At 69.0% G+C, this 22,226-nt stretch carries 20 protein-coding genes; 11 read left to right on the top strand and 9 right to left on the bottom strand.

The annotated features are described in order from the left end of the window. Positions 1 to 128: 128 nt before the first annotated feature. Together PcP3B5_RS13740 and PcP3B5_RS13735 are read right to left on the bottom strand one after the other, a co-directional pair. Complete coding sequence (locus tag PcP3B5_RS13740) at positions 129 to 767, bottom strand: response regulator transcription factor (RefSeq protein WP_043314570.1); 639 nt, start codon at positions 765 to 767, stop codon at positions 129 to 131. A gap of 23 nt (positions 768 to 790) precedes the next feature. Continuing rightward, complete coding sequence (locus tag PcP3B5_RS13735) at positions 791 to 3,043, bottom strand: PAS domain-containing sensor histidine kinase (RefSeq protein WP_061561574.1); 2,253 nt, start codon at positions 3,041 to 3,043, stop codon at positions 791 to 793. 166 nt (positions 3,044 to 3,209) lie between these two features. Between PcP3B5_RS13735 and PcP3B5_RS13730 the strand changes: the two genes are divergently transcribed. The 3 genes from PcP3B5_RS13730 to PcP3B5_RS13720 all read left to right on the top strand — a co-directional run bounded on the left by PcP3B5_RS13730 (position 3,210) and on the right by PcP3B5_RS13720 (position 7,669). Next, positions 3,210 to 4,832 (top strand): acyl-CoA synthetase, encoded by a 1,623-nt coding sequence (locus PcP3B5_RS13730; RefSeq protein WP_043314566.1) that lies wholly within the window; start codon positions 3,210 to 3,212, stop codon positions 4,830 to 4,832. A gap of 57 nt (positions 4,833 to 4,889) precedes the next feature. Further along, the gene (locus PcP3B5_RS13725) at positions 4,890 to 6,656 is read left to right on the top strand and encodes an acyl-CoA dehydrogenase C-terminal domain-containing protein (RefSeq protein WP_061561573.1); all 1,767 of its coding nucleotides are present in this window, start codon (positions 4,890 to 4,892) and stop codon (positions 6,654 to 6,656) included. Positions 6,657 to 7,039: 383 nt separating this feature from the next. Then, positions 7,040 to 7,669, top strand: a complete 630-nt coding sequence (locus PcP3B5_RS13720; protein ID WP_061561572.1) for a class I SAM-dependent methyltransferase — start codon at positions 7,040 to 7,042, stop codon at positions 7,667 to 7,669. Here the strand turns inward: PcP3B5_RS13720 and PcP3B5_RS13715 are convergent. Together PcP3B5_RS13715 and PcP3B5_RS13710 are read right to left on the bottom strand one after the other, a co-directional pair. Further along, a complete protein-coding gene (locus PcP3B5_RS13715; RefSeq protein ID WP_061561571.1) occupies positions 7,666 to 8,697 on the bottom strand; it encodes an ABC transporter substrate-binding protein in 1,032 nt (343 codons plus the stop codon). The genes PcP3B5_RS13720 and PcP3B5_RS13715 overlap by 4 nt on opposite strands. An 82-nt stretch (positions 8,698 to 8,779) precedes the next feature. Further along, positions 8,780 to 9,553, bottom strand: a complete 774-nt coding sequence (locus PcP3B5_RS13710) for a class II aldolase/adducin family protein (protein WP_061561570.1) — start codon at positions 9,551 to 9,553, stop codon at positions 8,780 to 8,782. A 166-nt stretch (positions 9,554 to 9,719) separates the two neighbouring features. Between PcP3B5_RS13710 and PcP3B5_RS13705 the strand changes: the two genes are divergently transcribed. Beyond that, positions 9,720 to 11,117, top strand: coding sequence for an aminotransferase-like domain-containing protein (locus PcP3B5_RS13705; RefSeq protein WP_061561569.1), 1,398 nt, complete (start codon positions 9,720 to 9,722; stop codon positions 11,115 to 11,117). A 133-nt stretch (positions 11,118 to 11,250) separates the two neighbouring features. Then, positions 11,251 to 11,952: a YebC/PmpR family DNA-binding transcriptional regulator gene (locus PcP3B5_RS13700; protein ID WP_043314557.1), complete on the top strand. Its 702-nt coding sequence runs from the start codon at positions 11,251 to 11,253 to the stop codon at positions 11,950 to 11,952. 235 nt (positions 11,953 to 12,187) lie between these two features. Here the strand turns inward: PcP3B5_RS13700 and PcP3B5_RS13695 are convergent, their stop codons facing one another. Continuing rightward, positions 12,188 to 13,084: a LysR family transcriptional regulator gene (locus PcP3B5_RS13695; RefSeq protein ID WP_061561568.1), complete on the bottom strand. Its 897-nt coding sequence runs from the start codon at positions 13,082 to 13,084 to the stop codon at positions 12,188 to 12,190. A gap of 146 nt (positions 13,085 to 13,230) precedes the next feature. On the opposite strand from PcP3B5_RS13695, the gene PcP3B5_RS13690 reads away from it, so the two are divergent. The 5 genes from PcP3B5_RS13690 to PcP3B5_RS13670 all read left to right on the top strand — a co-directional run bounded on the left by PcP3B5_RS13690 (position 13,231) and on the right by PcP3B5_RS13670 (position 18,285). Then, a complete protein-coding gene (locus PcP3B5_RS13690) occupies positions 13,231 to 14,745 on the top strand; it encodes a CoA-acylating methylmalonate-semialdehyde dehydrogenase (protein ID WP_009619995.1) in 1,515 nt (504 codons plus the stop codon). Between the two features lie 117 nt (positions 14,746 to 14,862). Then, positions 14,863 to 15,738 carry a 3-hydroxyisobutyrate dehydrogenase gene (mmsB, locus tag PcP3B5_RS13685; RefSeq protein ID WP_061561567.1) on the top strand — a complete coding sequence of 292 codons (876 nt, stop codon included), beginning with the start codon at positions 14,863 to 14,865 and terminating at the stop codon, positions 15,736 to 15,738. 665 nt (positions 15,739 to 16,403) lie between these two features. Further along, positions 16,404 to 16,682: a hypothetical protein gene (locus PcP3B5_RS13680; protein WP_043273743.1), complete on the top strand. Its 279-nt coding sequence runs from the start codon at positions 16,404 to 16,406 to the stop codon at positions 16,680 to 16,682. A gap of 99 nt (positions 16,683 to 16,781) precedes the next feature. Next, positions 16,782 to 17,702 carry a bestrophin family protein gene (locus PcP3B5_RS13675; protein WP_061561566.1) on the top strand — a complete coding sequence of 307 codons (921 nt, stop codon included), beginning with the start codon at positions 16,782 to 16,784 and terminating at the stop codon, positions 17,700 to 17,702. 16 nt (positions 17,703 to 17,718) lie between these two features. Beyond that, positions 17,719 to 18,285: a flavin reductase family protein gene (locus PcP3B5_RS13670; RefSeq protein ID WP_061561565.1), complete on the top strand. Its 567-nt coding sequence runs from the start codon at positions 17,719 to 17,721 to the stop codon at positions 18,283 to 18,285. Positions 18,286 to 18,471: 186 nt separating this feature from the next. Here PcP3B5_RS13670 and PcP3B5_RS13665 read toward each other — a convergent pair whose 3' ends face one another. Further along, a complete protein-coding gene (locus PcP3B5_RS13665) occupies positions 18,472 to 19,851 on the bottom strand; it encodes a sensor histidine kinase (RefSeq protein ID WP_061561564.1) in 1,380 nt (459 codons plus the stop codon). Continuing rightward, positions 19,829 to 20,518: a response regulator transcription factor gene (locus PcP3B5_RS13660; RefSeq protein WP_058489774.1), complete on the bottom strand. Its 690-nt coding sequence runs from the start codon at positions 20,516 to 20,518 to the stop codon at positions 19,829 to 19,831. Before PcP3B5_RS13660 ends, PcP3B5_RS13665 begins: the two co-directional genes overlap by 23 nt. Before the next feature lie 104 nt (positions 20,519 to 20,622). Between PcP3B5_RS13660 and PcP3B5_RS13655 the strand changes: the two genes are divergently transcribed. Then, positions 20,623 to 21,330, top strand: a complete 708-nt coding sequence (locus PcP3B5_RS13655; protein WP_061561563.1) for a response regulator transcription factor — start codon at positions 20,623 to 20,625, stop codon at positions 21,328 to 21,330. Between the two features lie 207 nt (positions 21,331 to 21,537). Here the strand turns inward: PcP3B5_RS13655 and PcP3B5_RS13650 are convergent, their stop codons facing one another. Next, positions 21,538 to 21,846 carry a HigA family addiction module antitoxin gene (locus PcP3B5_RS13650; protein ID WP_024128404.1) on the bottom strand — a complete coding sequence of 103 codons (309 nt, stop codon included), beginning with the start codon at positions 21,844 to 21,846 and terminating at the stop codon, positions 21,538 to 21,540. 8 nt (positions 21,847 to 21,854) lie between these two features. Continuing rightward, the gene (locus PcP3B5_RS13645) at positions 21,855 to 22,151 is read right to left on the bottom strand and encodes a type II toxin-antitoxin system RelE/ParE family toxin (protein ID WP_043273738.1); all 297 of its coding nucleotides are present in this window, start codon (positions 22,149 to 22,151) and stop codon (positions 21,855 to 21,857) included. Positions 22,152 to 22,226 lie beyond the last annotated feature (75 nt).

The raw sequence follows: 22,226 nt of genomic DNA, 5'->3' as shown, positions 1-22,226 counted from the left end.
ACCCCACCCACGCCATTCCAATGTAGGAGCGCGCCCTGCGCGCGAATCGCGGGCAGGGCCCGCTCCTACAGGTTGACGCCGAACGGCACCCTCTCCCGCTTGCGGGAGAGGGCTGGGGTGAGGGTGCTCTACGGCCGCAACCGCAGCGGATCCACCAACCCCGCAGCAATAGCCATCCCCACCAGGTCGGCCAGGGTCTGCGCCTGCATGCGCTTCATCACCCGCGCGCGGTACAGGTCCACGGTCTTCACGCTGATATCCAGTTGCTCCGCCACCTCGCGGTTGGTGTAGCCGCGCACCAGCGGCAGCAGCACGTCGCGCTCGCGCGGGGTGAGCGCGGCGAGGCGTTCGTCCACCTCGCCCAGGCCGGCCTGCGAGGCGTGCTGGCGGGCGCGGGATTGCAGGGCCTGCTGCACGCTGTCGAGCAGCAACTGCTCGTTGTAGGGCTTCTCGATGAAGTCCAGCGCGCCGGCCTTGAAGGCGCGGATGACGATGGGCACGTCGGCATGGCCGCTGACGAAGATCACCGGCAGCTCCAGGCCGCGCCGGCGCATTTCCTCCTGCACGCTCAGGCCGCCCAGGCCGGGCATGCGCACGTCCAGCAGCACGCAGCCGTGGGCGTCGGCCGGGCAGGCTTCGAGGAAGTCGCGGCCGCTGGTGAAGGGCAGCGCCTTCAGGCCCACCGACTCGAACAGCCAGACGGTGGACTCGAGCATGCCCGGGTCGTCGTCCACCACGTACACCACCGCTTCTTGCGGTACTTCCATGCCCTGCTCCCGTGTTTTTTCCATCATGCCTTGCCCCCTTCGCCGGCCGCCGGCAGCCGGCACTCCAGGCGCAGGCCGTCGGCCGCCGGGCGCGCGTCCAGGGTGCCGCCGAAGCCTTCGACCATGCCGCGGCTCATCGACAGCCCCAGGCCCAGGCCGTCCGGCTTGCTGCTGTAGAAGGGCGTGAACATGCGCCCCAGCGTCTCTTCGTCGGCCCCCGGGCCGTTGTCTTCCACCCACACGCAGAGCCGGCCGTCCGCCTCCAGCGCCGAGCCGATGGCGATGGCCGAAGGCGCGCCGGCGTGGCGCTCGCGGTTGGCCTCGATGGCGTTGCGCAGCAGGTTCAGCAGCACCTGTTGCAGCAATACTCGGTCGGCGTAGACCGGCGGCAGATTCTCCGCCAGCGCCTGGCCGATGGCTACCCCGCCCTGCCCCGCTTCCCAGGCGCACAGGCCGAGGGACTCGCGCACCAGCTCGTTGACGTCCAGCGCCTGCAGGCGGCGCTGGCCCTTGCGCAGGAAGGCGCGCAGGCGGCGGATGACTTCCGAGGCGTGGTTGGCGTGTTCGGTGATGCGCGCCAGGCCCTGGGCCACGCGCTGCGCCGCTTCCGGGTTGCTGCCCAGGGCCGCCAGGTAGCGCTGGCTGGCGCCGGCGTAGTTGACCACCGCGGCCAGCGGCTGGTTGATCTCGTGGGCGATGCCCGAGGCCAGTTCGCCGAGGGTGACCAGGCGCGCGCTGTGGGCCAGTTCGTCCTGGTGGCGGCGCTGCTGGTGTTCGCGCAGTTCGCGCTCGGTCATGTCGCGGGCCACCAGCGAGTAGTAGCGCTCGCCGCCGGCCGCGCGGTGGCCCAGCAGCACCAGCGACACCGGCACCGGCGCGCCATCGCCCAGCGGCCGCAGCTGGCCCTCGGCGCGCCACACGCCCTGGCTGTCGGCCGCCTTCCAGCCCTCCTCCGCCAGGCGTTGCAGCAGGGCTTCGTCGAACAGCCCGGCAAGGCTTTCCGGCAGGCTATCCTCGCCCAGGTTCAGCGCCTTGCGCGCCGCCGGGTTGGCGTAGTTGGGGCGGGCGCCGGCATCGACGAACAGCACCAGGTCGGCGTTGGCCTCCACCACCTCGGCCAGGCGCCGGCGGTTCTCCTCGACGCGCACCCGCGCGGTGATGTCGCGGGACACGCTGACCACCTCCACCACCGCCCCGGTGTAGGTCTCGCGGATGGCGCGGCTGGCGGTCTCGAACCACAGGTAGTGGCCGTCGCGGTGGCGCAGGCGGTAGGTCAGGGTCGCGTAGCCGTCCTGTTCCAGGGCGTCGCGGGTGTGGCGGGCCACGCGCTTGCGGTCGTCCGGGTGCAGCAGCGGCAGCACCGACTGGCCGCGCATCTCCTCCGGCCAGTAGCCCAGCAGCGGCCAGGACGAGGGCGAGGCGTCGAGGATGACGCCGTCGAGGGTGCGCCGCGAAATCAGGTCGCTGGTGTTCTCGATGATCTGCCGGTACAGCCGCCGCGCCTGGGCCGCCTCGCGCTCGCCCTGGATCTGCGCGCTGGCCTCGCGGCCGCGCACCAGCACCTCGGCCTGGCCGGCGTCGGGGATGAAGCTCCAGAGGAAGTGCCGGCCGCCCTGCTCGCTGGGCGCGTCCTGCACCGCGCGGGCCTGGGCCAGGCAACTGCGCAGCAGCTCGCGGTGGTTGCTCGGCAGCAGCTCGCGCACGTCGTCCAGGCCCAGTCCGGCGGCCAGGCCATGCAGGGCCGGGTTGCCGTCGAGCAACTGCCCGTCGCCATCCAGCAGCAACGCCGGCAGCGGCTCGGCGGCCAGCAACGGCGCGGTGCGGCGGGCGCCTCCGGCCAGCGCCATTACTTCACCCAGCAGCTCGCCAACCCAACCCAGCCAGGGCGTGGCGGCGGCATCCCGCGCGGCCAGCAGCAACAGCCCGGGTTCGCCGCCCAGGGCCAGGTTCAAGGCCAGGCCATGGCTCCAGCCGGCGCGGCGCAGGCGCCCGCCCAGCCAGCCGGGCAGCGCCAGCAGTTCGTCCAGGGGCATGTCGCGGCGGCCGGCGAAGGCGGCATGCAGGGCCTCGTCGTTGGCCTGCAGCGGGTCGCCGGCACCGGGCGGCAGGCGTTCATCGCCGAGCGCCTCGTAGCTGCGCGAACGCGGCCGCCAGGCCAGGTAGAGCGCGCGCTCCAGGGGCGCACGGGCGCGGCACAGGGCGAGCAGCGCATCGGCCTGGGCGGCCGCCGGCGCGGGCTCGCGGAGCAGGCGCACCAGGGTGTTGAGTTCAGGCATGGAGGCAGTTCCGGGTGCTTTTATTTGAATATAGTATTTATACCATAAGCATATGGTTGTACTTCCATAACTATCTCGGCATTGCTATAAATCGCCCCATCAGCCGCCCGACCCGCCTGCGGGCAGCCAAGAACAATGAGCTAACAATCAGCCACAGGGTGTCCATATGTCGATCTTCGAACAGGGTCTCGCGCCTGCCTCGGTCAACCATACCGCGCTGACCCCGCTGAGCTTCATCGAACGCACCGCCAGCGTTTACCCCGACCGTACCGCCGTGATCCACGGCAGCCTGCGCCGCACCTGGCGCGAAACCTACCAGCGTTGCCGCCGCCTGGCCTCGGCCCTGGCCTGGCGCGGCATCGGCCGTGGCGACACCGTCGCGGTGATGCTGCCCAACACCCCGCAGATGCTCGAAGCGCACTTCGCCATCCCGATGATCGGCGCGGTGCTCAACACCCTCAACGTGCGCCTGGACGCCGAGGCCATCGCCTTCATGCTGCAGCACGGCGAGGCCAAGGTGCTGATCACCGACCGCGAGTTCCACGACGTGATCCGCGCCGCCCTGGGCATGCTCGACCACCCGCCGCTGGTGATCGACGTCGACGACCCGGAATACGGCGAGGGCGAGCCGGTCAGCAGCCTGGACTACGAGGCCCTGCTGGCCGAGGGCGACCCCGAGTACGCCTGGGCCTGGCCGCGCGACGAGTGGGACGCCATCTCGCTGAACTACACCTCCGGCACCACCGGCAACCCCAAGGGCGTGGTCTACCACCACCGCGGCGCCTACCTGAACTCGCTGGGCAACCAGATGACCTGGTCCATGGGCCAGCACCCGGTGTACCTGTGGACCCTGCCGATGTTCCACTGCAACGGCTGGTGCTACCCCTGGACGGTCACCGCACTGGCCGGCACCCACGTGTGCCTGCGCCGCGTCGACCCGCAGAAGATCCTCACCCTGATCCGCGAGCACCGCGTCAGCCACATGTGCGGCGCGCCCATCGTGCTCAACGCGCTGATCAACATGCCCGACTCGGCCAAGGCCGCCATCGACCACCCGGTGCACGCCATGGTCGCCGGCGCCGCGCCGCCGGCCAAGGTCATAGGCGCGGTGGAGGAAATGGGCATCCGCGTCACCCACGTCTACGGCCTCACCGAGGTCTACGGCCCGGTCACCGTGTGCGCCTGGCACGAGGAGTGGGACGAACTGCCGCTGGACGAGCGGGCCAGGATCAAGTCGCGCCAGGGCGTGCGCTACCCGACCCTGGAGGGCGTGATGGTCGCCGATCCGAAGACGCTGGAGCCGGTGCCGCGCGACGGCCAGAGCGTCGGCGAGATCTTCATGCGCGGCAACACCGTGATGAAGGGCTACCTGAAGAACCCCAGCGCCACCGAGGAAGCCTTCGCCGGCGGCTGGTTCCACACCGGCGACCTGGCCGTGTGGCACCCCGACGGCTACGTGGAGATCCGCGACCGGTTGAAGGACATCATCATCTCCGGCGGCGAGAACATCTCCACCATCGAGGTCGAGGGCGTGCTGTTCCGCCACCCGGCGGTGCTGGAAGCGGCCGTGGTGGCGCGCCCGGACGAGCGCTGGGGCGAAACCCCGTGCGCCTTCGTCACCCTCAAGGCCGGCCATGCCGACACCGAGGCGGCGCAGATCATCGCCTTCTGCCGCGAACACCTGGCGGGCTTCAAGGTGCCCAAGACCGTGGTCTTCACCGAGCTGCCGAAGACCTCCACCGGCAAGGTGCAGAAATTCGTCCTGCGCGACTGGGCCCAGAAGCTCTGACCTCCCCTTCCCACTTGCGATAGCGCCCCGGCCAGGCCGGGGCGCCGAGGTACATTCATGCCCGACTACAAGGCTCCGCTGCGCGACATGCGCTTCCTGCTCACCGACGTGTTCGACGCCCCGGCCCTGTGGCGCCGCCTGCCGGCCCTGGCCGAACGGGTGGACGCCGACACCGCCGAGGCCATCCTCGAAGAAGCGGCGAAAATCACCGGCACCCTGCTCGCCCCGCTCAACCGCAGCGGCGACGAACAGGGCGCACAATGGAAGGACGGCGCGGTCAGCACCCCAGCGGGCTTCCGCGAGGCCTACGCCACCTACGCCGAGGGCGGCTGGGTCGGCCTGGCCGGCAACCCGGACTTCGGCGGCCTGGGCATGCCGAAGATGCTCTCGGTGCAGTTCGAGGAGATGGTCTACGCGGCCAACGCCAGCTTCGCCCTCTACTCCACCCTGTCCGCCGGCGCCTGCCTGGCGCTGGACGCCCACGCCAGCGAGGCGCTGAAGCAGAAGTACCTGCCGGCCATGTACGAAGGCCGCTGGGCCGGCTCCATGTGCCTGACCGAACCCCACGCCGGCACCGACCTCGGGCTGATCCGCACCCGCGCCGAACCCCAGGCCGACGGCAGCTACAAAATCAGCGGCACCAAGATCTTCATCACCGGCGGCGAGCAGGACCTGACCGAAAACATCATCCACCTGGTGCTGGCCAAGCTGCCGGATGCGCCGGCCGGCTCGCGGGGCATCTCGCTGTTCCTCGTGCCGAAAGTGCTGGTGGGCGACGACGGCTCCCTCGGCGCGCGCAACCCGGTCAACTGCGGCTCCATCGAACACAAGATGGGCATCAAGGCCTCGGCCACCTGCGTGATGAACTTCGACGGCGCCACCGGCTGGCTGATCGGCGAGCCGAACAAGGGCCTGGCGGCGATGTTCACCATGATGAACTACGAGCGCCTGTCCATCGGTATCCAGGGCATCGGCTGCGCCGAGATGTCCTACCAGGCCGCCGTGGGCTACGCCCGCGAGCGCATCCAGAGCCGCGCGCCGACCGGCCCGGTGGCCAAGGACAAGGCCGCCGACCCGATCATCAATCATCCCGACGTGCGCCGCATGCTGCTGACCATGAAGGCCCTGACCGAGGGCGGCCGCGCCTTCGCCACCTACCTCGGGCAGCAGCTGGACATCGCCAAGTACGGCGACAACGCTGAAGAGCGCAGCCGCGCCGAAGGCCTGGTGGCGCTGCTCACCCCGGTGGCCAAGGCCTTTTTCACCGACACCGGGCTGGAAAGCTGCGTGCACGGCCAGCAGGTGTTCGGCGGCCACGGCTACATCCGCGAATGGGGCCAGGAACAGCTGGTGCGCGACGTGCGCATCGCGCAGATCTACGAAGGCACCAACGGCATCCAGGCCCTGGACCTGGTCGGGCGCAAGGTGCTGGCCAACGGCGGCGAGCTGCTGGCGCTGTTCGCCGGGGAAATCCGCGCCTTCGCCGAGGCCGCGGCGGACGACGAGTTCAGCACCCCGCTGCTGGAAGCCCTGGACCAGTTGGAAGCCCTTACCCGGCAACTCCAGGAGCGCGCCAAGGAAAACCCGCGCGAACCCGGCGCCGCGGCGGTGGACTACCTGCACCTGTTCGGCTACACCGCCTACGCCTACATGTGGGCGCGCATGGCCCGCGCCGCCAGCGGCCAGGCCGATGACTTCCACCAGGGCAAGCTGGCGACGGCGCGTTTCTATTTCGCCCGCCTGCTGCCGCGTACCCAGTCCCTGGCCAGCGCGGTGCGGGCTGGCAGCGGAAGCCTCTATGGGCTGGAGGCCGAGCAGTTCTGATTCCCTGTTGAGCGTGTTGCGCGGCCAGTCCTTCGGGGTGTGCCGCGCTTTTTTATTTTTGGCGAACGGTGCCAGCCGGTAGCAGTTGTGTTCGGGATGAACGCCGTCCCCTCACCCCAACCCTCTCCCAGAGGGAGAGGGGGCTAGTCCGTGCCGAGAGAAGGAATGGTTTCAGCCGGGGACCATCAGTGTTGCCGACTAACTCCGAAATACCCGAGCACTCCGAACAGTCCCCTCTCCCTTCAGGGAGAGGGTTAGGGAGAGGGCGCTCTGCAGCACAGGCACCACCCACGACCGGCAGAACACCGTTCGCGAGCAAGCTCGCTCCTACCCCCCAAACCCCGGCGTAGAATGACCCTCCCAGCGACCCACCGACGCCCGCCATGCCCCTAGACGACCAGACCCTCCGCGACATCTCTCGCCTGACCCTGCAGCACTACCAGGCCACCGCCGAGGCCTTCCGCGAAGGCACTCGCGACCATGACGTCAGCCAGAACATCGCCGCCCTGCTGCGGCACATCCACGGCCAGCCGCCCTTTGCCCTGCTGGATTTCGGCTGCGGCCCCGGCCGCGATCTGTGCACCTTCAAGGCCCTGGGCCATGCGCCGGTGGGCCTCGACGGCTGCCCGGACTTCGTGGAAATGGCCCGCCAGGCCAGCGCTTGCGAGGTGTGGCTGCAGGACTTCCTGGCGCTGGATCTGCCGGCGGCGCGCTTCGATGGCATCTATGCCAACGCCAGCCTGTTCCACGTGCCGCGCCAGGAATTGCCGCGGGTACTGGGCGAGATGCGCGCGGCGCTCAAGCCCGGCGGCGTGCTCTTCGCCTCCAACCCGCGCGGGGACAACGCCGAGGGCTGGAACGGCCCGCGCTACGGTGCCTATCACGACTGGGATAACTGGAAACAGCTGCTCGAAGCAGCGGGCTTCGAGCAGCTGGAACACTACTACCGGCCCGCCGGGCTGCCGCGCGAGCAGCAGCCCTGGCTGGCCAGCGTGTGGCGGCGCGTCGGTTAGCTGCCCTTGGCGGCCCAGGCGTTGAAGCGCAGTTCCAGCTCCTCGCCGTGGTCCACCCAGAAGGCGAAGTCCACCGGCACCGCCTGCTCCAGGTTAGCCGGCGCGGTGTTCAGGCGCTCCACCAGGGCCGGGTCGACCAGCGCGTTGGTCCTGGTATTGACCGAGCCATAGCCCAGCTTCACCGTGTGGATCTTCTGCTGCTCCGGGCGCAGCGAGAAGGCGATGAAGTCCTCCGCCTCCTGCTTGTTCGGGCTGCCCTTGGGGATGGCCCAGGAATCGATGGCGTAGAGGCTGTCGTTCCACACCACCTTCATCGGCGCGCCCTCTTCCTGGGCGGCGAACACCCGGCCGTTGTAGGCGGTGCTCATCACCACGTCGCCGCTGGCGAGGAACTGCATGGGCTGGGCGCCGGACTCCCACCACTGGATCGACGGCTTGATCTGGTCCAGCTTGCGGAAGGCGCGGTCGACGCCTTCGGGGGTGGCCAGCACCTTGTAGATATCCTGCCGGGGTACGCCGTCGGCCAGCAGGGCGATCTCCAGGCTGTACTTGGCGCCCTTGCGCAGGGCGCGCTTGCCGGGGAATTTCTTCGTGTCCCAGAAGTCCGCCCAGCCCGTGGGCGCGGCAGAGAGGTGCTTGCTGTCGTAGGCCATGACCATCGACCACACCAGCAGGCCGGCGCCGCAGTCGGAGAAGGTGCCCGGCACGAAGTCGGCGGCATTGCCCAGGCGCGCCGGGTCCAGCTGCTCGAACAGGCCCTCGTCGCAGCCGCGCAGCAGCTCCGGGCCCTCGATCTGGACCACGTCCCAGTTGACGCTGTGGGTGTCGACCATGGCCTTGATCTTGCCCATCTCGCCGTTGTACTCGCCGGCGATCACCTTGTTGCCGGTGGCCTGCGTGAAGGGCTTGTAGAAGGCTTCGGTCTGCACATCCTTGCTGGTGCCGCCGAAGGAGATCACGCTCAGGTCGGCCGCCATGGCGCCGGACGCCAGGCCCATGAGCAGGGCCGCCGCTATCGGGTTCTTCATTTCCACCTCTTGGCTTTGTTGTTGGCAGATTGCAAGCACGCTAGGCGCCCGGCCTCTGCGGGCCGGGACGCAGGCGAAGGGATCAGCTGCGGTAGTCGGCCGCGCCGTCCTCGATCAGGCGCAGGGCCGACTCCCAGGCCAGCAGATGCAGGCCGCCGGCCAGGGCTTCCTCCTCCTGCACGGCGACGCGCTCGCGCACCGCTTCGGGCGGGTAGCGCAGCTGGCGGCCGCCGGCCAGGGCCTGGACCTGGGCCTGGCAGGCGCGTTCGAGGAAGTAGATCTGGTTGAAGGCCTCGGCGATGCAGCGCCCGGTGGCCAGCAGGCCGTGGTTGCGCAGGATCATCGCCATGTGCGGGCCGAGGTCGCGGACCAGGCGCGAGCGTTCGTCCGGGTCCAGGGCGATGCCCTCGTAGTCGTGGTAGCCCAGGCGGTTGTGGTACTTGAGCGCGTGCTGGCTGATCGGCAGCAGGCCCTCTTCCTGGGCCGACACGGCGATGCCGGCGGCGGTGTGGGTGTGGATCACGCAGGCCACGTCCGGGCGCGCGGCGTGCACCGCCGAGTGGATGTTGAAGCCGGCGCGGTTGACGCTGCCCGGGCCGAAGCGCGGGTCGATGACGTCGCCGGCGTGGTCGACCTTGACCAGGTCGGAAGCGCGCATCTCGTGGAACATCACGCCGTAGCGGTTGATCAGGTAGTGCCCCGGCTCGCCCGGTACGCGGGCGGAGATGTGCGTGTCGATGTGGTCGGTCCAGCGGAAGTGCGCAACCAGCCGGTACAGCGCGGCGAGGTCGCAGCGCGCCTGCCACTCTTCGGCGGAAATACTCGCGGGGTCGATGCTGTAAGCTGTGTCGCGCATGGCAATTCCTTGTTATCAGGCTTGCGCGGCTTGGCTGCCGCGTCGTGCCCCGCAGTGTGCTGGGCCGCCCGCCCGGCCGCCATGCACAGGGGCGCTGGAGTGCCTGCAGTGCTGTTATGGCCGCGCGGCCTGTACAGTTTCCGTTTCCCTTCCACCGGACGCTTCGATGCTGTTGCTCGACCCCACTAGCGAAACGCCCCTGGTCACCCAGATCGTCGACGGCATCGCCCAGGCCATCGACGAGCAGCGCCTGCGCCCCGGCGCCAAGCTGCCCTCCATCCGCCGGTTCGCCCAGACCCATGGGGTGAGCCACTTCACCGTGGTCGAGGCCTACGACCGCCTGGTGGCGCGCGGCTGCCTGAACGCCGTGCCCAACGCCGGCTTCTACGTGCGCGGCCCGCTGCCCGGGGAAACCGCCGACGAGCAGGCCGCGCCGGAATTCGACTTCGACGCCCACCTGCTGCTGCACAAGGTGTTCCAGCCCCTGGGCATGGAACTGCGCCCCGGCGTCGGCCTGCTGCCCGAGCACTGGCTGGATGGCGAAGGCCTGCTGCGCGGCCTGCGCACCCTGGCCCGGGAGGAACCGGCGCAGTTCGGCAACTACGGCCACAGCAAGGGCAACCCGCGCCTGCGCGGCAAGCTGGCCGACCGCCTGGCCGACGCCGGGGTGGCCGCCAGCCCCGAGCAGATACTGCTGACCAGCGGCGCCAGCCAGGCCCTGGACCTGGCCGTGCGCTACCTGGTGCAGCGCGGCGACCCGGTGCTGGTGGACGAGCCCGGCTACCACAACCTGTTCCTCAACCTGCGCCTGCAGGGCGCCAACCTGTTGGGCGTGCCGCGCAGCGCCGACGGCCTGGACCTGGAGCGCCTGGAGCAGCTGGTGCGCGAATACCGGCCCAGGGTCTACTTCACCCAGGCGCGGCTGCAGAGCCCCACCGGCGCCAGCCTGTCCCTGGCCGCCAGCCACCGCCTGCTGCAGCTGGCGGAGAAGTACGACTTCCTGATCGTCGAGAACGACATCTACGCCGACCTCGACCCCGCCGGCCAGCTGCTGCTGGCCAACCTCGACCAACTGGCGCGGGTGATCTACATCGGCAGCCTGTCCAAGGTGATCGCCCCGGCGCTGCGCGTGGGCTTCATCGCCGCCCACCCGGAGCTGATCGAGGAACTGCTGCCGCTGAAGATGGTGGCCGGGCTGACCAGCTCGGAGCTGACCGAGACTCTCGCCCTGGACATCCTCCTCCAGGGCCGCCAGCGCAAGCACGTGCGCCAGCTCCGCGAACAGCTCGGCGAGGCCCACGACAGCGTGGCCCGGCGCCTGGAGGCGGCGGGGCTGGAGCTGTTCCACGAACCGCGCGCCGGGCTGTTCCTCTGGGCCCGGCACCGCGCGGTGGCCGACGCCACCCAACTGGCCGAACGGGCCAAGGAAGCGAAGATCCTGCTGTTCCCCGGCCAGTTGTTCATGCCCGACGGCCGCCACGTGCCCTGGCTGCGTTTCAACGTCGCCCACTCGCTGGACGAACGGCTCTACGCCTTCCTCTCCCGCCAGGACGAGCTTTCGTAGGATGGGTTGAGCGGAGCGATACCCATCCTACGAAGAGCGCCCCGGTCCAGCCGGCAAGACACCGGCGGATATCGCCAGGCGCCGCGCCAGCGCTTAGACTTGCCGCCCATCATGAACCAGCCAAGAGAACACCATGGGCGCCCAGTGGAAAGCCAAACATAAGGAAGCCGCCGCCAACGCCAAGGGCCGCGTCTTCGGCAAACTCGCCAAGGAAATCATGATCGCCGCGCGCAATGGCGCCGATCCGGACATGAATCCGAAACTGCGCCTGGTGGTCGAGCAGGCCAAGAAGGCCTCGATGCCGCGCGACACCCTGGAGCGTGCCATCAAGAAAGGCGCCGGCCTGCTCGACGGCGGCGCCAGCTTCGAGCGCGTGGTCTACGAAGGCTTCGCCCCGCACCGCGTGCCGGTGATCGTCGAGTGCCTGACCGACAACGTGAACCGCACCGTGGCGGAAATCCGCGTGCTGTTCCGCAAGGGCCAGTTGGGCGCCTCCGGTTCGGTGGCCTGGGACTTCGACTACCTGGGCATGATCGAAGCCACCCCGGCCAGCAGCGACGCCGACGCGGAACTGGCCGCCATCGAGGCCGGCGCCCAGGACTTCGAGGCGGGCGAGGAAGACGGCGATACCCTGTTCCTCACCGACGCCACCGACCTGGACGCCGTCTGCCGCGCCCTGCCCGAACACGGTTTCACAGTCGCCTCGGCCAAGCTTGGCTACAAGGCGAAGAACCCGGTGAGCCTGTCCGGCGCGGAGCTGGAGGAAGTCGAAGCCTTCCTCGACGCCCTGGACGGCAACGACGACGTGCAGAACCTCTACGTCGGCCTGGCCTGACTCCACGCGCCGGGTTCCCGGGGGCGTAGGGCGTATAACCGTTCGCGGTTATACGCCGCTACACCTTCTTCATCGCCAACGCCATGGCTGAACCATGGTGATGGGTATCGCTTCGCTCAACCCATCCTACGGGACAAGCGGATCTCATCCGCGAAACGCAGCGCAATGCCCAGGCTCGCCCCCAGGCGGGGTTCGACCAAGGCCAAACGGCGGATAACGCGGAGCGTTATTCGCCCTACGTTCCCCGCCCCATCAACACCGCCTGGCTCGCCTCGGCCTTCTCGCGGAGGAAGTCCCAGGTGGTGCGCATACGCGCGATGTCCTTGAGCTCCGTGGGCATCAGCATCCAGAAGGTCCGCACGAACTCGATCTCGTCCGCCAGCACCGGCTGCAACGTCGGGTCCTCCGCCGCGGCGAACGCCGGCAGGATGGCCAGCCCCGCGCCCTCGGCCACCGCGCGCTGCTGGGCCAGGATGCTGGTGCAGCGCAGGGCCATGTGCAGCGGCCGGCCGATCTCGTCCAGGTACTGCAGCTCCTTGCTGTACAGCAGGTCGTCGACGTAGCCCACCAGCGCGTGCTTGCGCAGGTCGTCGCGGTTGCGGATCGGCCCGCGCTCGGCCAGGTAGTCCCCGGCCGCGTACAGGCGCAGCACGTAGTCGGTCAGCCGGGTGATCAGGTAGGGCCCGCGGCCGGGGCGTTCCAGGGTGATGACGATATCCGCCTCGTGGCGCGACAGCTGCAGCGCCCGCGGCACCGCCAGCAGGTCCACGCCCAGGTGCGGGTGACGGCGGTTCAGCTCCACCAGCTGCGAGGTCAGCAGGGTCGAGCCATAGCCTTCTGTGGCGCCGATGCGCACCTTGCCCGAGAGGTTGTCCTCGGCCCCGGCCAGGCGCTTCTCGATCACCTTGCAGGCGCTTTCCATGGCCTCGGCCTGGGGCAGCAGGCCGTGCCCGGCCTCGGTCAGCCGATAGCCGGAAGGCTCGCGCACCAGCAGCTGCGCGCCGATGCTCTTTTCCAGCGCCTGCAGGCGCCGCGCCACCGTGGTGTGGTCCACGCCCAGGCGCCGCGCGGCCACGGTGAGCTTGCCGGCGCGGGAGAGTTCGAGGAAGAAACGCAGGTTGTCCCAGTCCATCGCCGGCTCCGAGTGTGCAAAAACGCAGAGCATGCTTGCACATCACCGCATTGAATTCATCAAAAATGCACTGCTAGGATCAATCCAACCGCCTTGAGGCATGCCCAAGGCCCATAACAACAAACCGCCGCAGGCTGGGAGTTCCGATGAGTACCACCACTACTGCCGTTCCCACGGTCAAACTCTTCATCGACGGCAAGCCCGTCGAGTCCACCAGCAGCGAATGGCGCGAGGTGATCAACCCCGCCACCCAGGAAGTCCTCGCCCGCGTGCCCTTCGCCACCGCCGAGGAAGTCGAGCGCGCCGTGGCCAGCGCCAAGGCCGCGTTCAAGACCTGGAAGAAAACCCCGATCGGCGCCCGCGCGCGCATCTTCCTCAAGTACCAGCAGCTGATCCGCGAGAACATGAAGGAACTGGCGGCCATCCTCACCGCCGAACAGGGCAAGACCCTGCCCGACGCCGAAGGCGATGTGTTCCGCGGCCTGGAGGTGGTCGAGCACGCCGCGGCCATCGGCAACCTGCAGCTGGGCGAGCTGGCCAACAACGTGGCCGGCGGCGTCGACACCTTCACCCTGCTGCAGCCGCTGGGCGTGTGCGCCGGCATCACTCCGTTCAACTTCCCGGCAATGATCCCGCTGTGGATGTTCCCGATGGCCATCGCCACCGGCAACACCTTCGTCCTCAAGCCCTCCGAGCAGGACCCGATGGTGACCATGCGCCTGGTCGAGCTGGCCCATGAGGCCGGCATCCCGCCGGGCGTGCTCAACGTCATCCACGGCGGCCCGGACGTGGTCAACGCCATCTGCGACCACCCGGACATCAAGGCCGTGTCCTTCGTCGGCTCCACCCGCGTCGGCACCCACGTCTACAACCGCGCCTCGCTGGCCGGCAAGCGCGTGCAGTGCATGATGGGCGCCAAGAACCACGCCGTGATCCTGCCCGACGCCAACAAGGAGCAGACCCTCAACGCCATCGCCGGCGCGGCCTTCGGCGCCGCCGGGCAGCGCTGCATGGCGGTTTCCGTGGCCATCCTGGTGGGCGAGGCCAACGAGTGGATCCCGGACCTCGTGGCCAAGGCCAGGACGCTCAAGGTCAGCGGCGGCACCGAGGCCGGCACCGACGTCGGCCCGCTGGTCTCCTGCGCCGCCCTGGACCGCGTCAGCGGCCTGATCGAGCGCGGCATCCAGGAAGGCGCCAAGCTGGAGCTGGACGGCCGCAACCCGCAGGTGGCCGGCTATCAGAAAGGCAACTTCGTCGCCCCGACCATATTCTCCGGCGTCAGCGCGCAGATGAGCATCTACCGCGAGGAAATCTTCGGCCCGGTGCTCTGCGTGGTCTCGGTGAAGACACTGGACGAGGCCATCGAGCTGATCAACGCCAATCCCAACGGCAACGGCACCGCCATCTTCACCCGCTCCGGCGCCGCCGCGCGGCACTTCAAGGAAGAGATCGACGTCGGCCAGGTGGGCGTCAACGTGCCCATCCCGGTGCCGGTGCCGCTGTTCTCCTTCACCGGCTCGCGCGGCTCCAAGCTGGGCGACCTGGGCCCCTACGGCAAGCAGGTGGTGCAGTTCTACACCCAGACCAAGACGGTCACCGAACGCTGGTTCGACGAGAACGAAGTGGGCGGCGCGGTGAACACCACCATCCACCTCAAGTAAGCCGCCAGAACCCGCCCGCGCGCCCCGCCGGCCAGGCCCCCCAGCAGGAAGCAGCGGGGCCACAGGCCACGCGCGGTGCGGGCCCTGTTCCCGACAACGACAACAAGGGGAAACCCCATGCGCATCGGCTTCATCGGACTCGGCAACATGGGCGGCCCCATGGCCGCCAACCTGCTCAAGGCCGGCTTCGACCTGAGCGTCTTCGACCTTTCCAGCGCCGCCGTGCAGGCAGCGGTAGCCCAGGGCGCCAAGGCCGTGGCCTCGCCGGCGGAACTGGCCGGCGCCGACGTGGAAGTGATCATCACCATGCTGCCCGCGGCGGCCCACGTGAAGCAGGTCTACCTCGGCGACCAGGGCCTGCTGGCCAAGGTGCAGCCCGGCGTGCTGCTGATCGACTCCTCCACCATCGATCCGCACAGCGCCCGCGAGGTCTCGGCGGCGGCCCAGGCCCACGGCAACCCGATGCTCGACGCCCCTGTCTCCGGCGGCACCGCGGGCGCGGCGGCCGGCACCCTGACCTTCATGGTCGGCGGCGAGGCGGCCGACTTCGAACGCGCCAGGCCGGTGCTGGCGGCCATGGGCAAGAACATCGTGCACTGCGGCGGCGCCGGCAACGGCCAGGTGGCCAAGGTGGCGAACAACCTGCTGCTGGGCATCAGCATGATCGGCGTGGCCGAAGCCATGTCCCTGGGCGTGAAGCTGGGCATGGATGCAGAAGTGCTGGCCGGCATCATCAACACCTCCAGCGGCCGCTGCTGGGCCTCGGAAGTGAACAACCCACTCACCGGCGCGCCGGCGGCCCGCGGCTACAGCGGCGGCTTCGGCACCGACCTGATGCTCAAGGACCTGGGCCTGGCCAGCGAGGCCGCCCGCCAGGTACGCCAGCCGGTGCTGCTCGGGGCGTTGGCGCAGCAGCTGTTCCAGGCGTTCAGCAACCAGGGGAATGGCCAGCTCGACTTCTCGGCGATCGTGAAGCTGTATCAGGAGGGGTGAGATCCTCTGCTCTCGTAGGAGCGAGCTTGCTCGCGAATGGAGTCAACCGGCGGTGGTGGTGCTTGAGGTTGACTCCGAACCCTCTCCCCAGCCCTCTCCCTGAAGGGAGAGGGGGCTTGTCCGTGCCGAGAGAGGGAATGGTTTCAGCCGGAAACCTCCGGTGTTGCCGGCTGACTCCAGAACACCCAGTTCTGCCCAACGGTCCCCTCTCCCTTCAGGGAGAGGGTTAGGGAGAGGGCGCTCTTCAGGGCCCACACCATTCCCAGCCCGGAACCCTGTTCGCGAGCAAGCTCGCTCCTACAAAAGCTCCACTCCCCTCCTGCACTCTGCGAAATTTCACACCCGACCTTTCCATTGAGCCCCTACAAACCCCGCCGGTAGGCTCTGCCCGTCACGGTCAATGCCGTGACACGGGTGTAGCAACCCGGATAGCTAAGGCGCGGTAGCGCCAGGCATTTCGATGCGCTGGCGCTTTTTCTCGCTTCTGTGGCGGGCCGCGCGGGGCAGGCTTTGGCCTGGCCGGTTCCTTGGCTCCGGTTTGCTACCCCCGCGCGGCCCGCCTCCCATTCCGGAAGGCGGTTCCTCACCCACTCGAGGAGCAATGGACATGCAATTTCCGGCCATCCGTGTGCATCGCCCTGCTGCCTCTCATCCGGAGGCAGACGATGCCTGACATGATCCCCCTCACCACCCTTTCCCAACCCCACGAGGACGTGCTCTACGTCAACCTGCAGGCCCCGGTGGACCATCTGATGGGCACCGCCGAACGTCGCCTGGAATCCCTCAGCGTGCTGCTGCGCCTGCTGGAAGACAGCGCCGACGAAATGCCCATGCCTTTGGGCGTGGCGCGCCTGTCCGCCAGCCTCGCGCCGCTGCTGGAAGAAGCGCGGCAGCTGTACGAACTGGCCGAACGCAAGGCCCGGCAGGTACAGGCCGGCGCCTGAGCCCACGGCGGAGGGCGCTGCGCCCTCCGCCCCCGCTGCCCCCGGCGGCCATCTCGGCTATGATGCGCGCTCTCCGTGTCCCCGCCTGGAAGCCCGCGCATGATCCTCCGCCCGCAAACCCCGACACTCTGGGTGCTGCTGTTCTCCCTCAAGGGCTCGATCATCCCGGCCATCTGGCGCAAGGTGCTCTACACGGTGCTGCTCAGCTCGCTGGTGGTGGCCACCCACGGCACCCTCTACCACTACAAGGTGGTGATCACCTCCACGCCCTTCACCCTCTGGGGCCTGACCCTGGCGATCTTCCTCGGCTTCCGCAACAACGTGGCCTACCAGCGCTTCTGGGAGGCGCGCACGCTCTGGGGCGAACTGCTGGTGGTGTCGCGCAACCTGGCGCGGCAGAGCCTGTCGCTGCTGCCCGGCCTGGACGACGCCGGGCGCCGCCTGCTGGCCCAGCGCCTGGCCGCCTTCGCCTACGTGCTGCGCGACCAGTTGCGCGAGCGCCCGCAAAGCGAAGACGCCCGCCGCCTGCTCGGCAGCGAACTGGCCGACGCCCTGGCGCACACGCCCGGCCCGGCCAGCGCCCTGCTCGCCCGCCTGGGCCGCGACTTCGCCGAAGCCGGCCGCCGCGCCAACGCCAGCGACATGCTGCTGGCCAACGTCGACCAGCAGGTCAGCCGCCTGTCCTACGTGCTCGGCGGCTGCGAGCGGATCAAGGGCACGCCCATCCCCTCCCCCTACATCCTGATGCTGCACCGCATCGTCCATGTGTACTGCTTCCTGCTGCCGTTCTGCCTGGTCGACAGCATCGGCTGGTTCACCCCGCTGGCGGTGTGCGTGCTGGCCTACACCTTCTTCGGCCTGGACGCCCTGGGCGACCAGATCGCCGACCCGTTCGACACCCAGCCCAACGACCTGCCGCTGGACGCCATGAGCCGCCACCTGGAGATCGCCGTCATGGAGATCCTCGGCGAAAGCGAGCTGCCGGCGCCGCTGGAGCCGGTCGATGGCCTGCTGCTCTGATCCGCGAGGACCATCCATGAACCACCTGCAAGACGTTCCCCTGGCCAAGGCCTACCTGCTGCTCAACCACGGCCCGTCCACGATAGTCACCAGCGAACACGAAGGCGTGGCCAACGTGATGGCCGCGGCCTGGGTGATGCCGCTGGACTTCGACCCGCCCAAGCTGATGCTGGTGCTGGACCGCAACACCTGGTCGCGGCACCTGGTGGAAGGCTCCGGCGCCTTCGTCATCCAGCTGCCCTCGCGGCGCCAGGCCGAACTCACCCTGGCGGTGGGCTCCAGCAACGGCGGCGAACTGGACAAGTTCGCCCGCTACGACATCGCCACCGCCCGCGCCCAACAGGTGCAGGCACCGATCGTCGAAGGCTGCCTGGCCTACCTGGAATGCAAGGTGATCGCCGAGCCACACAACCAGGAGAAGTACGACCTGTTCATCGCCGAGGTGGTGGCGGCCTATGCGGACGAGCGGGTGTTCTCGAAGGGGCGCTGGCATTTTCCGGACGAGGAGTCGCGGACCATTCATTACCAGGCGGGTGGGGCTTTCTTTGCGACGGGGGAGGCGTTTCAGGTGGTTAAGGCATAAAGAGCAAGAGCCCCTCACCCCAACCCTCTCCCGGAGGGAGAGGGGGCCGTTCGGCATGCTCTGATGGCCTGGCCTCAGCCGGTGGTGCAGGAGTGCTCTGATGCTTCAGCAGGCAGAGGGCAGCCCCCTCTCCCTCTGGGAGAGGGCCGGGGTGAGGGCAGCCGCGCTCAACCCCTACACCCAGCCCTACCCCCGCACCGCCGCCGAAACCACCCGCCCCCGCAAACTCACCCAACACCCCGGGGCCCCATCCCCCACGCTCATCGCCAGGTCATGCAACCGCGCCACCGCCGCCACCAGGCTCAGCCCCAGGCCATTGCCCGGCGTATGCCGGCTGCGCTCGGAACGGTAGAAGCGCCGCAGCACCGCCTCGCGCTCGTGCTCGGGAATCCCCGGCCCGTTGTCGCGCACCTGCACTTCCACCGAATCCTCACCCGCTTCCACCCGCACCTCGACACGCCCCTCGGCCGGGGTGAACTTCAGCGCGTTGTCCACCAGGTTGCTCAGGGCGTCGAACAGCAGGTGCGCGTCGCCCTGCAGCCAGGCCGGCTGCGCCGGGCAGCTGTAGCTCAGGTGCAGGCCGCGCTCCTCGGCCAGGGGCTCGAACAGCTCGACCACGTCGGCCGCCACCTGGGTCAGATCCACCGCGACGAAGCCGGTGCGCCGCGCACTGTCCTCGATCTCGGAGATGCGCAGCAGCGCGCGGAAGGTCAGCAGCAGGCCGTGGGCGTCCTCGATGGCCTGGTCGATGGCCGCGGCATACTCCTCCTTGCTGCAATCGCGCCGCTGCGCGCGCTCCAGGCCGGCGAGCAGGCGCGTCAGGGGCGTGCGCAGGTCGTGGGCGACGTCGTCGCACACGCCCTTCACCTCATGCATCAGCCGTTCGATCTCGTCGAGCATGCGGTTCACCACCACCGCCAGGCGGTCGACGTCGTCGGAGCTGCCGCGCACCGGCAGGCGCTCGCTGAGGTCGCCCTTGACGATCCGCTCGATGGCCCCGGTCACCGCGTCCAGGCGCTGCTGCGAGGTGCGCCCGGCGATGATCGCGCCGGCCAGGCCGAGGATCAGGATCAGCACCCCGCCGGAGGCCATGGCGCTGACCAGCAGTTCGTCGAATTCCAGCAGGTCCTGGATGTCCTGACCGATCACCAGCACCTCGCCCGAGGGCATGCGGTGGACGATGCCGCGCACCCGCCGCTCGCCGCCGGAGAGGCTGCGCCGGCTGAACTCGATGGGCGTGTCCAGCGCCGTGGTCGGCGGCTGCTCGGCGAGGGTGCCGGCCAGGCGCCGGCCGCTGGCGTCGAACAATGCCTGGGGGAAGTGCTGCTCGGGGTCCTTGGCCGCGTGCTCCTGCACCTCGCGCAGCAGTTCGGGCAACTCCAGGCCGGCGCGGTTGTGGATCTGCCGCGTCAGGTTGGCCTGCACCTCGGCGCGCAGGTAGCCGGCGGTGCGCCAATACACGTAGCCGAACAGCGCCAGCGAGGCCACGCCGAACAGCAGCAGGAACAGCAGCGCCACGCGGAAGCTGGTGGTGCGCGGAATCTCACTCAGGCGCCCGGAGAACATAGCCCGCCCCCCGCACGGTGTGGATCATCGGCGGCTCGCCGTCGACGTCGACCTTGCGCCGCAGGCGGCCGATGTGCACCTCGATGACGTTGGTGCGCTCGTCGTAGCGGTAGTTCCACACCGCCTCGAAGAGCATGGTGCGGGTGACGATCTGCCCGGCGTGGCGCGCCAGGTACTCAAGCAGCTGGTACTCGCGCGGCACCAGGTCGATCGACCGTTCGCCGCGGCGCACCGAACGGCGCAGCAGGTCGATGTCCAGGTTGCCGATGCGCAGGCGGCTGTCGCGCGCCTCGCCACCGCGCGCGGCGCGGCGGGTCAGGGCGTCCAAGCGGGCGGTCAGCTCGATGAACTCGAAGGGCTTGGTCAGGTAGTCGTCGCCGCCGGCGCGCAGGCCGCGCACGCGCTCGTCTAGGTCGGAAAGCGCGCTGAGGATCAGCACCGGCGTCTCCACCCCGGCCGAGCGCAGCGCGGTGAGCATGGCCAGGCCGTCCATGCCGCCGGGCAGCATGCGGTCCAGGACGATCACCGCGAAGCTTTCGCTCAGGGCCCGCACCAGGCCGTCGCGGCCGTTGCCGGCCAGGCTGACCTGGTAGCCGTGGTCGTGCAGCGCGGCGCCGATCTCGGCGGCGGTGGCGGGGTCGTCTTCGACGACGAGAACCTGGGTCATGGGCGCGGTCCGTGGCGGCAGCGGGAGGTGTTCGGCAGTATATTTTGTCTGGCGCGGGCGAACGTCGGCCTCGCGCCAAGATGAACAAAAGTTTAGGTGCAACCTTGAGAATCCTGGTCATCGAAGACGACCCGCAGACCGCCGGCTACCTGGTGCGGGGCCTGCGCGAGAGCGGCCACATAGTCGACGCCGCGGGCGATGGCGTCCAGGGCCTGGACCTGGCCCTGGAGAACCTCTACGACGCCCTGGTGGTGGACCGCCGCCTGCCCGGCCTGGACGGCCTGGAACTGGTGCGCCGGCTGCGCGCCGCCGGCTCCGACACCCCGGTGCTGATGCTCAGCGCCCTGGCCTCCACCCACCACCGCGTCGAGGGCCTGCAGGCCGGCTGCGACGACTACCTGGCCAAGCCCTACGCCTTCGTCGAAGTCCACGCCCGCCTGGCCGCCCTGCTGCGCCGCCCCGGCCGCCGCCTGCTCGGCGCGCGCCTGCAGGTCGGCGACCTGCAACTGGACTGCGAAGGCCGCGTGGCCCAACGCCAGGGGCACAGCATCGCGCTGCAGCAGCGCGAATTCCTGATCCTGGAAAAACTCATGCGCCACGCCGACCAGGTGGTGACCCGCGGCATGCTGCTGGAAAGCGCCTGGGACTACGACTTCGACCCGCGCGACAACGTCATCGACAAGCACATCCACCGCCTGCGGCAAAAGGTCGACCAGGGCTTCGGGCACCCGCTGATCCACACGGTCCCCGGCGCCGGCTACATGCTCAGCGAAACGCCGCCGGAACAGGCCGCTCCAAGGCGCTTTTCGTAGGATGGGTTGAGCGAAGCGATACCCATCGCCCCCCAACCGAACACCGGTCCTGCCGACGGGATCGCGGGCAGAGTCCGCTCGCGCGCCATTCCCATATAGAAGCGCGCACTGCGTGCGAATCGCGGGCAGGGCCCCCGCTCCTGCAAAACACCTCAGCGCAGCCTGCAAGCGTGCCTATAAGGGCCGCAACTCCACCACACCTGGCATTCAGGCCGCCCGATTCAATGGCCGAGCCCGCTCTATGCGGGCACGTCGCTCTGGCGAATTCAACGCCGCCCACAGGTCGTTGCGCCGCTGCAGGTTGAGCCAGAACTCCGCAGAGTTGCCGAATACCCGGGCCAGCATCAGGGCGGTATCGGCCGTCACTGCCCTCCGGTCGTTGCACAGTTCGTTGACCAGCTTGCGCTGCACCCCCATCGCTTCGGCGAGGCGGCCTTGGGTCAGGCCTAGCGGATCGAGGAACTCGCTGCTGAGCACCTCGCCGACGCTGACCGGCTTGCGTTCGGTGATGATCACGTTGCACCTCATCGGTACGAATGGTTGTCGAGGTAGACGTCCGAGGCTTCGCCTTTTTCGCCATCCCAATGAAAGACCAGGCGCCATTGGCGATTCACCCGGATCGAGTGGTATGCCCGCAGGCGCCCCTGCAAGCGCTCGAAATGGTTGCTGGGTGGGCTACGCAAGTCCGCGTCCGTGGTGGCGTCGTCGAGCATCTGCAGCTTGCGGAACAGGCGCTCCTGGATATCCGCGGGAATCTGCCGCGGCATCCTGTCCCGCACGAAGAACGCTTCCAGCCACGCATCCCTGAAACTCCCGATCATGGGCCGGCTTCCTTGAAGGGAAATGTACCGCGTCACGGTACAACCGGCAAAGCTCTGGAGTTGTCAGCCAACGGT

The sequence above is a fragment of the Pseudomonas citronellolis genome (genome assembly GCF_001586155.1).
Lineage (GTDB): Bacteria > Pseudomonadota > Gammaproteobacteria > Pseudomonadales > Pseudomonadaceae > Pseudomonas > Pseudomonas citronellolis.
Note: the sequence above shows the minus strand (reverse complement) of the source record. Positions and strands in the feature narration are given on the sequence as shown.

Bases quoted from the DNA above. Each gene is read 5' to 3' on its own strand.
- PcP3B5_RS13740 (WP_043314570.1), bottom strand. From the start codon at position 767: ATGGAAGTACCGCAAGAAGCGGTGGTGTACGTGGTGGACGACGACCCG.
- PcP3B5_RS13735 (WP_061561574.1), bottom strand. From the start codon at position 3,043: ATGCCTGAACTCAACACCCTGGTGCGCCTGCTCCGCGAGCCCGCGCCG.
- PcP3B5_RS13730 (WP_043314566.1), top strand. From the start codon at position 3,210: ATGTCGATCTTCGAACAGGGTCTCGCGCCTGCCTCGGTCAACCATACC.
- PcP3B5_RS13725 (WP_061561573.1), top strand. From the start codon at position 4,890: ATGCCCGACTACAAGGCTCCGCTGCGCGACATGCGCTTCCTGCTCACC.
- PcP3B5_RS13720 (WP_061561572.1), top strand. From the start codon at position 7,040: ATGCCCCTAGACGACCAGACCCTCCGCGACATCTCTCGCCTGACCCTG.
- PcP3B5_RS13715 (WP_061561571.1), bottom strand. From the start codon at position 8,697: ATGAAGAACCCGATAGCGGCGGCCCTGCTCATGGGCCTGGCGTCCGGC.
- PcP3B5_RS13710 (WP_061561570.1), bottom strand. From the start codon at position 9,553: ATGCGCGACACAGCTTACAGCATCGACCCCGCGAGTATTTCCGCCGAA.
- PcP3B5_RS13705 (WP_061561569.1), top strand. From the start codon at position 9,720: ATGCTGTTGCTCGACCCCACTAGCGAAACGCCCCTGGTCACCCAGATC.
- PcP3B5_RS13700 (WP_043314557.1), top strand. From the start codon at position 11,251: ATGGGCGCCCAGTGGAAAGCCAAACATAAGGAAGCCGCCGCCAACGCC.
- PcP3B5_RS13695 (WP_061561568.1), bottom strand. From the start codon at position 13,084: ATGGACTGGGACAACCTGCGTTTCTTCCTCGAACTCTCCCGCGCCGGC.
- PcP3B5_RS13690 (WP_009619995.1), top strand. From the start codon at position 13,231: ATGAGTACCACCACTACTGCCGTTCCCACGGTCAAACTCTTCATCGAC.
- mmsB (WP_061561567.1), top strand. From the start codon at position 14,863: ATGCGCATCGGCTTCATCGGACTCGGCAACATGGGCGGCCCCATGGCC.
- PcP3B5_RS13680 (WP_043273743.1), top strand. From the start codon at position 16,404: ATGCCTGACATGATCCCCCTCACCACCCTTTCCCAACCCCACGAGGAC.
- PcP3B5_RS13675 (WP_061561566.1), top strand. From the start codon at position 16,782: ATGATCCTCCGCCCGCAAACCCCGACACTCTGGGTGCTGCTGTTCTCC.
- PcP3B5_RS13670 (WP_061561565.1), top strand. From the start codon at position 17,719: ATGAACCACCTGCAAGACGTTCCCCTGGCCAAGGCCTACCTGCTGCTC.
- PcP3B5_RS13665 (WP_061561564.1), bottom strand. From the start codon at position 19,851: ATGTTCTCCGGGCGCCTGAGTGAGATTCCGCGCACCACCAGCTTCCGC.
- PcP3B5_RS13660 (WP_058489774.1), bottom strand. From the start codon at position 20,518: ATGACCCAGGTTCTCGTCGTCGAAGACGACCCCGCCACCGCCGCCGAG.
- PcP3B5_RS13645 (WP_043273738.1), bottom strand. From the start codon at position 22,151: ATGATCGGGAGTTTCAGGGATGCGTGGCTGGAAGCGTTCTTCGTGCGG.